Genomic DNA, 9,911 nt, shown 5'->3' with positions numbered 1-9,911 from the left:
GTCAGCAGTTGCCGCAGCTCGCGCTGCACGGCCGCGATCAGCGCGTCCTCGCCGCCCGCTTCGCGGCCGCCCGACAGTTGCGTGAGCGCGTCGCGCAGATACTGCGCCGCGTGCCCGGTCGAATCGCGCATCTCCTGCGTGCCGCCTTGCTGCACCCACAACAGACCCGGCACGCCGGCGTTCTCGGCTTTCATCGGACCGCGCGCCGCGCGCGAGAAGCCGAGCAGCGCGGCGAGCTTGTCTTCGGCTTCGTCCTCGCTATACACGGCCTGACCGATCCTCAGCTCGCAGCGCTGACGCGACACGAACTGCTTCGACAGACGGCACGCTACCCCATCGAGCTCGAAGCTGACCTCGACCGACGGCTGCCCGTTCGCGAGTCCCCACGGCAACAGGTCCTTCAGATGCGAGGCCTTGTAGCGTTCGAGGAACACCGTGCGCACCGCTTCGGCAATCGTGCTTTTGCCGGCCTCGTTCGGGCCGACGAACAGGTTGAGACCGGGCTGCAGATCGTCGATCACGAGCTGCCCGCCGAACTGCCTGAATTCCTGAATCGCGATACGTTGCAGCTTCATGCACAGGCTCCTTCACGCGGCGCTTCAGGTTGCCGATCGCGCGCCTGCGCGGGTGGTGCGGCATGGGAATCGCGGTGCCACTGTTCGCGCTGAAAGCGCGCCAGCAGCAGCAACGCTTCCGCCGCGCGCCGCGCCTGTTGCGGATCGGCCTGTGCGTCTTCCTGCAAGGCGCGCAGCCGCGCGACCACCTTCGCGAGATAGCCGCTTTGCGCGCCGAGTTCGGCGAGATCGTCGGCGGTGGGCAGCACGTGCAGGCTGCTCAGATCGGCACGCAACGCGCGCACGCACGCGCGAGCCTCTTCGACCGCGACATGCAGCGCCTCGGCATCGGCAAGCGCCGCGGTGCCGCCGACCTCGATGCGCAGCACGTCATTCGCGCCGAGTTCGGCGAGGCGGGCTTTCAGTGCGTCGATGTCGGTCGGCACCGAAATCGTCTCATCCCAGCGATGCCAGCGGTATTGCCCGACTCGCACCGCCTCGACCTGCGGCGACGCTCCCGGCTCGCTTATCGTGACGTCGAGCACGAAGCCCGGTTCGTTCGAGCGGAAACGGTCCTGTTCGTGCGTGCCCGCGTACCAGGTGCGTTCGTCGACGCGCAGATGGCCGTGCCAGTCGCCGAGCGCCAGATAGTCGAGCCGCGCGCTCACGGCGCGCGTCGGCGCGATCGGGTTCGACGAATCGATGCCCTCCTGCAGGATGCCGCCGACGCTGCCCTGCGCAAGCCCCACGCGGTGATAGCCGGGCGGCGTCTCGGTGGAATCGAAGAATGCGGTGGTGTCGTCGTAGGTGATGCGCTGCGTGAGCGGCGCGCACAGCAGCGCGCAACGGCACGCATCGAGCAGCACGACGCCGGTTTCGAGCACGACGCGCACGTTCGGCGGCACGCAATTGAGCCGCTGCGCGCGGGTCCACACGCTTTCGACGAGCGCCGCGTCGTGATTGCCCGGCAGCATGATCCAGGTTCCGGAAAACGCTTGCAGTGCGCCGAACAAACGACGGATCACGGTGTCCGACACCGTCTGCAGGTCGAACACGTCGCCCGCGACGAGCACCGCGTCGACGTTGCGCGCGGCCGCTTCTTCGGCGATGCGGCGCACGGTGTCGAAGCGCGCTTGAGCGAGATGCGCGGCCTCGTCCGGTTCGAACTGACCGAACTGCGTACCGATCTGCCAATCCGCGGTGTGCAGAAACCTGATCACTGTGCCTCCATTGCGATTGCGTTGCGTCGTCTTGCGTGCGGCTCGACGACGAGCCCAACCGCGAATGTTACCTTGCCGAAGCCCCCGCGCGTATTGCATGCGCGTATCCAGGCTGGACGCGTGCGCGGGCCGTACCGCATCATTGCAACCAAACCGGCTGCCGCGCTACTTTTCAGCCGCCCGCCGCCCGACACGATCAACCGCGCCCGATGGACAAGACCACCGAACTGAAGAACGCCAAGCGCACGCCTTTACTGCTGCTGCTTGCGGCCGCCTGCGTTTTCGTCGTCACCGCGTTCCTGCCGCGCGGCCTGTGGGTCGACGGCATCAAGGCCGTCGCCGAGGCCGCGATGATCGGCGCGCTCGCCGACTGGTTCGCGGTCGCGGCGCTGTTTCGGCGCGTGCCGATTCCGGTCGTGTCCGCGCACACCGCGATCATCCCGCGCAACAAGCACAAGATCGCCGACAACCTCGCGCACTTCGTGCAGGACAAGTTTCTCGACGTGCCGTCGCTGGTCGGTCTGATCCGCCGGCACGATCCGGCGCAGACCATCACCACGTGGCTCAGCGAATCGGCCAACACCGCGCGTCTCGGCGACTACGTGGTGCGCCTCACCGGCGGCATCCTCGAGGTGGCCGACGACGCGCGCATCCAGAACTTCATCAAGGACGGCCTGCGCGACGTTCTCGCGAAGGTCGATCTGTCGCAATCGCTCGGCGCGATCCTCGACACGCTGACGCGCGACGGCCGTCATCAGGAACTGCTCGACACCGCGATCGATCAGGTGATCGCGGTGCTGCGCGAGGCGCCGGCGCGCGAGTTCATTGCCGCGCGCATCGTCGATTGGGTGAAAAGCGAGTATCCGACGATGGAGAAGTTTCTGCCGTCGGCGTGGATCGGCGACAAGGGCGCCGAAGCGATCGCGAGCGCCGCGAACCGTATGCTCGAACAGATCGCCGAGAACCCCGCGCACGAGTTGCGCGACAGGTTCGACCGGGTGGTGCAGAAGCTGATCGTGCGGCTGAAGACCGATCCGGTTTTCCTGCAACAGGGCGAAGCGCTGAAGCGCTATCTGGTCGAAGGGGAGGCTTTCAGCAGCTACGTGAAGGACATGTGGGGCGAACTGCGCGCGTGGCTCAAGCGCGACCTGCAAAGCACCGACTCGGCACTGCATGCGCGTGTCGCCGCGATGGGCGCGTGGGTCGGCCGCGAACTCGCGCGCGATCCAGCGCTGCGGCAATCGCTGAACGATCACCTCGAAGAAGCCGCGCGCGCGATGGCGCCCGACTTCGCGCAGTTCCTCACGCGCCATATCAGCGATACCGTGAAGAACTGGGACGCCCATGAGATGTCACGCCAGGTCGAGATGAATATCGGCAAGGATCTGCAGTACATCCGCATCAATGGGACGATCGTCGGAGGATTTATCGGCTTGCTGCTGTACGTGAGCTCGCAGTTGCTGGAGATGTTGCGGGTGCATGTAGGCTGACGATTCGCGCTCATCGAGCCACCCGACACGTAGCCGCGCGTGAGCCCTGCTCGCACCAAACCGCCTACAATTCGGGCATATGTCTTGCGGACGACCAGTGCTCCGCTCGGTCGTCAACGCGTCCCAACCGGAATTGTGTTTACATGAAAATATCGCTGCCGCCGCCGCATGGGCGCCCCAATCGCGTTTATCCGCCGGGCACGCCGGGCCTGCATGGCCTCGTGTCGCTGATCACCGGCGTGGTGGTGGTGTGCGCGCTGTACTTCGGCCGGGAGGTGCTGATTCCGATCACGTTGTCGGTGCTGCTGAGCTTCCTGCTCGCGCCGCTCGTGCAGATGCTGCGGCGTCTGCACATGGGCCAGTTGCCGTCCATCTTCATCGCGGTGCTGTTCGCTCTCGCGTCGCTGCTCGCGGTCGGTGCGCTGATCGGCGCGCAGCTGGTGCAGCTCGCGAACGCGCTGCCGCAGTACCAGGAAGCGATCGAGCAGAAGATCGAAACGGTGCAGGAAAAAACCGTGGGCCGCGCCGATTCGCTGATGAGCAGCGCCGCCAGCGCGCTGCAGCGCATGGCGCCGTCGCGTCCCGCGCCGCCGCGCCCGACCGGCCGCGCCGCGCGCAACGCGCCGCAGGTGCCGCAACAGGTTGAGGTGCACGAGCCCGCGCCGACGCCGGTGCAGCTCGCGCAGCGCGCGCTGACCCCGGCCATCGCGCCGATCGAGACGACCTTCATCGTGCTCGTCGTGACGATCTTCATCCTGTTGCAGCGCGAGGATTTGCGCGACCGTCTGATCAGCCTGTTCGGCTCTCGCGATCTGCACCGCACGACCACCGCGATCAACGACGCCGCCGGGCGCCTGTCACGCTATTTCGTCGCGCAGCTCGGCGTGAATCTGAGCGCGGGCGGCATCATCGCGATCGGGCTCGCGATCATCGGCGTACCGGGTGCGCTGCTGTTCGGCGTGATCGCCGCTTTGCTGCGCTTCGTGCCATACATCGGCATCTGGATCGCGGCGATCCTCGCGGTGTTTCTCGCGGCCGCGATCCAGCCGCAATGGACGATGGCGGTCCTCACGCTGATCCTGTTCATCGTCGTCGACGTGGTCGCCGGGCAGATCGCCGAGCCGCTGCTGTACGGTCATCGCTCGGGCCTGTCGCCGCTCGCGGTGGTGGTCGCGGCGATTTTCTGGAGCTGGCTGTGGGGGCCGATCGGCCTCGTGCTGTCGACGCCGCTCACGCTGTGCGTCGTCACGCTCGGGCGCTACGCGGACCGCTTGAACTTCCTGACCGTGCTGCTCGGCGATCAGCCCGCGCTGACGCCCGCGCAGAACTTCTATCAGCGCCTGCTCGCCGACGATCCGCACGAGGCGATCGTGCAGGCCGAACGGCTGCTGCGTGAGATGTCGCTGATCGACTACTACGACAAGGTCGCGCTCGAAGGCCTGCGGCTCGCGCGCAACGACGCGCAGCGCGGCGTGCTGATGCCCGAGCAGTTGCAGCGGATCAACGACGCGCTCGCCGATATCGTCGAGAACCTCGAAATCGCCGACGGACTGCGCGACACGCTGGCGCCGGCCGAACCGGCTGACACGGGCAATGCGCTGCTTGCCGGGGCGCCGCCGGACCTGGCGTCGCCGGGCGCGGGCGCCTCGGAGCGCTACGGCAGCGATCTGCGGTCGCGCTCGCCACAGTCGGACGAAGCGAGCAAGGTCGCAGTGTTGTGCGTGCCCGGCCGCGGCGCATTCGACGAAGTGACGACGGCCATCGCCGTGCAACTCTTGAACCGCCAGGGTTTCGCGCCGCTGATGGCGACGCACTCGGGCTATCGCAGCGCGCGCGCCGATGAGCCGAGCTTCAAGGACACCTCGATCATCTGCATCGTGTCGCTCGACGCGCCCGAGTCGCCGCCGTATCTGCGCAACATGCTGCGGCGCACGCGCGAATGGCGGCCGCGCGCGACGCTGGTGGTCGGCGTCGGCGACGCGCCGGACGACAGCGCCGAACTCGATGCGGGCGGCGAGCTGCATGCGTCGCCGACGTTCCGCGCGATGATCCAGGCATGTCACGCGGCGACGAGCGGGCAGCCCATGCGACAGCAATCGCAGGCGGCCAGCGCGGGCTGAGACCGCGCTGGATCAACGCGTCTGCTCGCTGCTCAGCAATCGTTCGAGCGGCTCGGGCAGACCCCGATTCGGCTTGACTGGCGGCTGGGCGAAACTGCCCTTCGTCGCCTTTTTCGGACCTAACCGGATAAGGCCCTCGAGCTGCGTAATCGCACTCGACACACCATCGACCACCGGCACCGGCAATTCGTCACGTATCTCACGTGCGAGACCCGCTAGCGGCGCGCCGGCGATGATGATGACGTCGGCGCCGTCATCGTCGACAACCTGGTTGCACAGCGCCTTCAGTCTCGCTGCGTGATCCTGCTGCACGCTGCCGATATCGTGCAACGGCTCGTCGAGCGCGCGGATGCTGGCGAGCCGGCTCGCCAGATGACTGCGCCCGACAGTCTCGCGGTACCACGCCTTGATTCGCGGCGAGATCGCGATGATCGAGAAGCGCTGCCCGAGCGCTGCCGCAGTCAGCAATGCCGACTCGGTCAGCCCGACTACCGGCACGTCGAGCAGTTCCTTGATGCCCTGCAGGCCCGGATCGCCGAACGCCGCGACCACCACACCATCGTAGGTGCCATGGCGTTCGGCCGCCACGCACGCGCTCGCGTACGCGCCGACCAGCGCTTCGAAGCGGGTCTCGATGTAGGCAACGCCGAACGGCGCGGTCGCAACCTCGATCTCGGTATCAGGTGAAGCACTGCGTTGCGCCTCCGTCCGGATCAGCGCCGATACACTTTCGGAGATATTCGGATTGATCACCAGGATCTTCATACTGCTCTCCACTTCAGAGGTCGACGTACTGGGGCTTGCCAGCGGCCAGAAAGCGGCCCCGGCCCGCTTCCGGCTCGAGATAGCGCCCGCTCTCGACCAGCAGTTCGCCGCGTGACAGACAGTGCTTCGGCCAACCCTGGACGGTGCGTCCCTCGTACGGCGTGTAGTCGACGTTGTGATGCAGCGCGTCGTTCGCAATGGTGATCTGCTTGAGCGGGTCCCAAAGCACGATGTCGGCGTCGGCGCCGACGGCGATCGTCCCCTTGCGCGGATAGAGGCCGTACAGCTTCGCGGGATTCAGCGACGTCAGTTCGACGAACTTGTGCAGCGACAGCTTCCCGCGGTTCACGCCATCGAACAGTAGCGCCAGGCGGGTTTCGATGCCGGGGATGCCGTTCGGGATGTGCTCGAACGACACTTCCTCGCCACCGGGCTTTTTGCCCTGCGGATCGTCGTATGAGAACGGCGCGTGGTCGGATGAGAAGACGCTGAATACGCCGCGCTTTAATGCGCTCCACACGGCCTTCTGGCTGGACGAGTCGCGTGGCGGCGGACTGCAAACGCACCTGGCGCCGTGATAGCCGTCCTCGTGGCCGAGATCTTCGGCCGTCAGGTAAAGGTATTGCGGGCAGGTCTCGGCATAGATGTTCAGGCCGCGCTGCTGCGCCCATTCGATCTGCTCGATCGCGTCCTGTCCCGACACATGCACGATCAGAATCGGCACGTCGACCAGTTCGGAGAACGCGATCGCCCGATGCGTCGCTTCCCGCTCGACCACCGCCGGGCGCGACAGCGCGTGATACTTCGGCGCGTGCTTGCCGGCTTCGGTGAGACGGTCGGTCAGCCACGCGATGCAATCCGAATTCTCGGCATGCACCATGACCAGCGCCTGGTTGCGGCGCGCCACATCCATCACCTCGAGGATCTCGCGGTCGCTGAGCTTGAGATCGTCGTAGGTCATATAGATCTTGAACGACGTGTAACCGGCGGCGATCAATTCCGGGAGTTCGCGTTCCAGCACCTCCGGTGTCGGATCGGAGACGATCAGGTGGAACGCGTAGTCGGTGACCGCGCGGCCTTCGGCGCGGCGATGGTAGTCGGCCACCGCGGCTTTCAGCGATTGCCCTTTTGCCTGCGCGGCGAACGGGATCACGGTCGTGGTCCCGCCGCACACGGCAGCACGGGTGCCGCTGTTGAAGTCGTCCGCCATCTTCAGCCCGTCCGGCATGGGTTGATCGAGATGGCAGTGCGCGTCGATGCCGCCGGGCAACGCCAGCAGGCCGGTGGCGTCGATCTCGCGCCTGCCGGCATCGAGATCGCGGCCCAGCGCGACGACGATGCCGTCCTTCACGCCAATATCGCAATTGAAGCGCTCGGACGCGGTTACCACGTCAGCGTTGCGGATTACCAGGTCGTACATGGTTGTCATGACGGTCCTCTCAAACGACTTCGGAGAACAGGCGGCCCCAGCTTGCAAGCCGGGTCGTATCGTAGCCAGCGAGCTTCAACGATTTCCACACCACGGTGGAGATCGTGTCGTAGAGCGGGACACCGTGGTGCCGCTCCACTTCCGAGGCCAGATGCGCAGCGTGCAGGTTGGTGCAGAAAGTGACGATCGCTTCCGGCCGGTGCTCGGCGACATCGCGGATCTGTGCACGCAGCGTCTCTTCGCTTACCTCGGAGAACTCGAAGTTCACCTTCAGGCCGAGGTGGTTTTCGGATGAGCAGTCGATGCCGCTGTCGCGGTAATTGGCGACGATCTTCTGCTGGACATCCTTCAGATACGGACTGACCAGGCCGAATTTCTTCACGCCGGTCTTGTCCAGAATCTCGTTCAGCGCCAGTACCGACGTGGTTGCGGGAATGCCGGTCGCTTCCTGGATTTCGCGGCACAGGCGGCGGTCGGTCTCGAAACCGAGCCAGCCGGACGAGGTGCCGTTCCATCCGATCACGTCGACCTTGGCGTCGGCCAGCAGCCGCGCGGCCTGAATGATGTTGGTGGTGTCGAACTGTCCGAGCGCCTGCCCGGATAGCGAGATTTCGGTGACCTTGAAGCGGGAAAAATGGGCACTGACACCGGGCAACTGGGCCACCATCGCGCTCGTGATCGGTTCGAGCGCGGTGTTGGACGACGGGGTAAGCATGCCGAGCATGACGCGTTTGCTCATGATGAAGTCAGCAATCAAGTGTTAAGGGTGAAGAAAGTCCGGCTTAGACGGGCAATTTGCGTTCGTAGTCGATCAGCGTCGAACAGACGAGGAGCCCTCCGCCTGCGGCGGCGAAAAACATCAGCGCCAGAAAATACGAACCGGTGGCCTGCACGATCAAGCCGACGATGATCGGAACCAGAACGCCGCCGATATTGCCGCCCAGGTTCATGAAACCGCCGAGAAAGCCGACCTTGTCGCGTGTCCCGAGGATGGACGGCAGGCACCAGTAAAGACCGCACCAGCGCAGGAAGAACAACGTGGAGGCCAGCAATACCACCACCGCCGCGGCATTCCCGACATAGGCGACCGAGAAGATCGACACGGTTGCCGCCACCGCGGCGATTCCGAACAGCGTGCGCATCACGCGGTTGGGCGAACCGCCCGCCGCCTTCCACTTGTCGGCGATCCAGCCGCCGATCAGTTCGCCGACGAAGCCGCTGAAGAAGATCGCGAAACTGGCTCCGCCCATCTGCTGGATGTTGAAGCCGTGAACCTTGTTCAGATAGTTCGGCATCCAGGTGAGCAGGCCGTAAAACAACGAGTTGAAGCACATCCAGCCAAAGAACATACCCCACACCGAGCGATACCGGAAAAAATCCAGGCTGCGGCCGCTGGCATGAACCGGCTCGCTGAGGTGCTCTTCCTGCAGCGCCGCTTCGAGATACTCGGCTTCGGCCTGATTCACGGCCGGATGCTCACGCGGGTTGTTGCGGATGTAGTACCAGGCAAACAGGCCGGCGAGCATGGTTCCGATACCGGCCACCACGAAGGAAGTGCGCCACGATCCGAATTCGCTGATCAGCCCGGAGATGATCACCGCGCCGAGTGCCGCTCCCAGCGGCGCGCCGCCGTCGAGCAGCGTCGCCCCGCGGCCGCGTTCGTGCCGCGTCATCCACATTGCGTTGAGCTTGCCGCCCGCCGGATAGATCGGTGCTTCGGCAGCGCCCAGCCCCAGCCGCGTGAAGATCAGCGCGGTCGCCGACGTGCAGACCGCGGCAATGCCCTGGAAGAAGCCCCAGAACAACGTTGCACAGGCGATCACGATGCGCGGTTTGAAACGGTCAGCCAGCATGCCCCCTGGAATCTGCATGAACGCGTAGGTCCAGAAGAACGAACTGAGGATCAGTCCCTGCACTGCCGGGGCGATATGAAACTCCTTGGCGATGAGGGGCATCGCGACGGACAGCGAGGCCCGGTCCACATAGTTGATCGAAATCAGCATCAGCATGATCAGGAAGATTTTCCAGCGTACGCCGGTCCTGACCTCGACCTGCACGGCCGCATTTACGGTTTGCATCTGTGTCTCCTCCGTTCGCCTGATCATGGCTTTGGGGTCTCATGTCTGTGTCCGGGATCGCTCCGGGACCAGTGCGCTGAATGCGCCAACGCAGTATATGATTCCTAATTATGGATTACAAGCGATGCATTTCTTTGATTTCAATACTTTTTTTATTTTCTGTAGATAGTCGGACGAAGCTGTAAGACAATTAAGCGAAGACCGAAGATGCAAAAACGGAAACAGGCGACATGGACATGAATTCACTACCGGCTG

8 protein-coding genes are annotated in these 9,911 nt (G+C 64.9%); 2 read left to right on the top strand and 6 right to left on the bottom strand.

What is annotated here, in order from left to right:
* Both AB3X89_RS14010 and AB3X89_RS14005 read right to left on the bottom strand, forming a co-directional pair.
* Positions 1-575 (bottom strand): AAA family ATPase (locus tag AB3X89_RS14010; protein ID WP_368583812.1); only part of this gene is annotated, 575 nt, incomplete at its 3' end.
* Positions 572-1,774, bottom strand: a complete 1,203-nt coding sequence (locus AB3X89_RS14005; protein ID WP_368583811.1) for an exonuclease SbcCD subunit D — start codon at positions 1,772-1,774, stop codon at positions 572-574. The genes AB3X89_RS14005 and AB3X89_RS14010, both read right to left, overlap by 4 nt.
* 209 nt (positions 1,775-1,983) lie before the next feature.
* On the opposite strand from AB3X89_RS14005, the gene AB3X89_RS14000 reads away from it, so the two are divergent.
* Positions 1,984-3,264: a DUF445 domain-containing protein gene (locus AB3X89_RS14000; protein ID WP_368583810.1), complete on the top strand. Its 1,281-nt coding sequence runs from the start codon at positions 1,984-1,986 to the stop codon at positions 3,262-3,264.
* Between the two features lie 143 nt (positions 3,265-3,407).
* Entirely contained in the window at positions 3,408-5,384 is a 1,977-nt protein-coding gene (locus AB3X89_RS13995; RefSeq protein ID WP_368583809.1) for an AI-2E family transporter, read from the top strand.
* A gap of 12 nt (positions 5,385-5,396) precedes the next feature.
* Here AB3X89_RS13995 and AB3X89_RS13990 read toward each other — a convergent pair whose 3' ends face one another.
* Genes AB3X89_RS13990 through AB3X89_RS13975 form a run of 4 tightly spaced genes read right to left on the bottom strand, consistent with a single transcriptional unit; the run spans position 5,397 to position 9,656 of the window.
* Positions 5,397-6,149, bottom strand: coding sequence for an aspartate/glutamate racemase family protein (locus tag AB3X89_RS13990; RefSeq protein WP_368583808.1), 753 nt, complete (start codon positions 6,147-6,149; stop codon positions 5,397-5,399).
* 13 nt (positions 6,150-6,162) lie between these two features.
* Positions 6,163-7,578: a dihydropyrimidinase gene (gene hydA / locus AB3X89_RS13985; protein WP_368583807.1), complete on the bottom strand. Its 1,416-nt coding sequence runs from the start codon at positions 7,576-7,578 to the stop codon at positions 6,163-6,165.
* A gap of 10 nt (positions 7,579-7,588) precedes the next feature.
* The gene (locus AB3X89_RS13980; RefSeq protein WP_368583806.1) at positions 7,589-8,317 is read right to left on the bottom strand and encodes an aspartate/glutamate racemase family protein; all 729 of its coding nucleotides are present in this window, start codon (positions 8,315-8,317) and stop codon (positions 7,589-7,591) included.
* 43 nt (positions 8,318-8,360) lie between these two features.
* Entirely contained in the window at positions 8,361-9,656 is a 1,296-nt protein-coding gene (locus tag AB3X89_RS13975; protein WP_368583805.1) for an MFS transporter, read from the bottom strand.
* Between the last annotated feature and the right edge of the window lie 255 nt (positions 9,657-9,911).

The sequence above is a fragment of the Paraburkholderia sp. BR14320 genome, from assembly GCF_040948665.1.
Taxonomy (GTDB): domain Bacteria; phylum Pseudomonadota; class Gammaproteobacteria; order Burkholderiales; family Burkholderiaceae; genus Paraburkholderia; species Paraburkholderia youngii.
The sequence above is the reverse complement of the archived record's forward strand: the minus strand, read 5'-3'. Positions and strand labels throughout refer to the sequence as shown.

Coding starts and splice junctions, on each gene's coding strand:
- AB3X89_RS13975 (WP_368583805.1), bottom strand. CDS start 9,656: ATGCAAACCGTAAATGCGGCCGTGCAGGTCGAGGTCAGGACCGGCGTA.
- AB3X89_RS13995 (WP_368583809.1), top strand. CDS start 3,408: ATGAAAATATCGCTGCCGCCGCCGCATGGGCGCCCCAATCGCGTTTAT.
- AB3X89_RS14000 (WP_368583810.1), top strand. CDS start 1,984: ATGGACAAGACCACCGAACTGAAGAACGCCAAGCGCACGCCTTTACTG.
- AB3X89_RS13990 (WP_368583808.1), bottom strand. CDS start 6,149: ATGAAGATCCTGGTGATCAATCCGAATATCTCCGAAAGTGTATCGGCG.
- hydA (WP_368583807.1), bottom strand. CDS start 7,578: ATGACAACCATGTACGACCTGGTAATCCGCAACGCTGACGTGGTAACC.
- AB3X89_RS13980 (WP_368583806.1), bottom strand. CDS start 8,317: ATGAGCAAACGCGTCATGCTCGGCATGCTTACCCCGTCGTCCAACACC.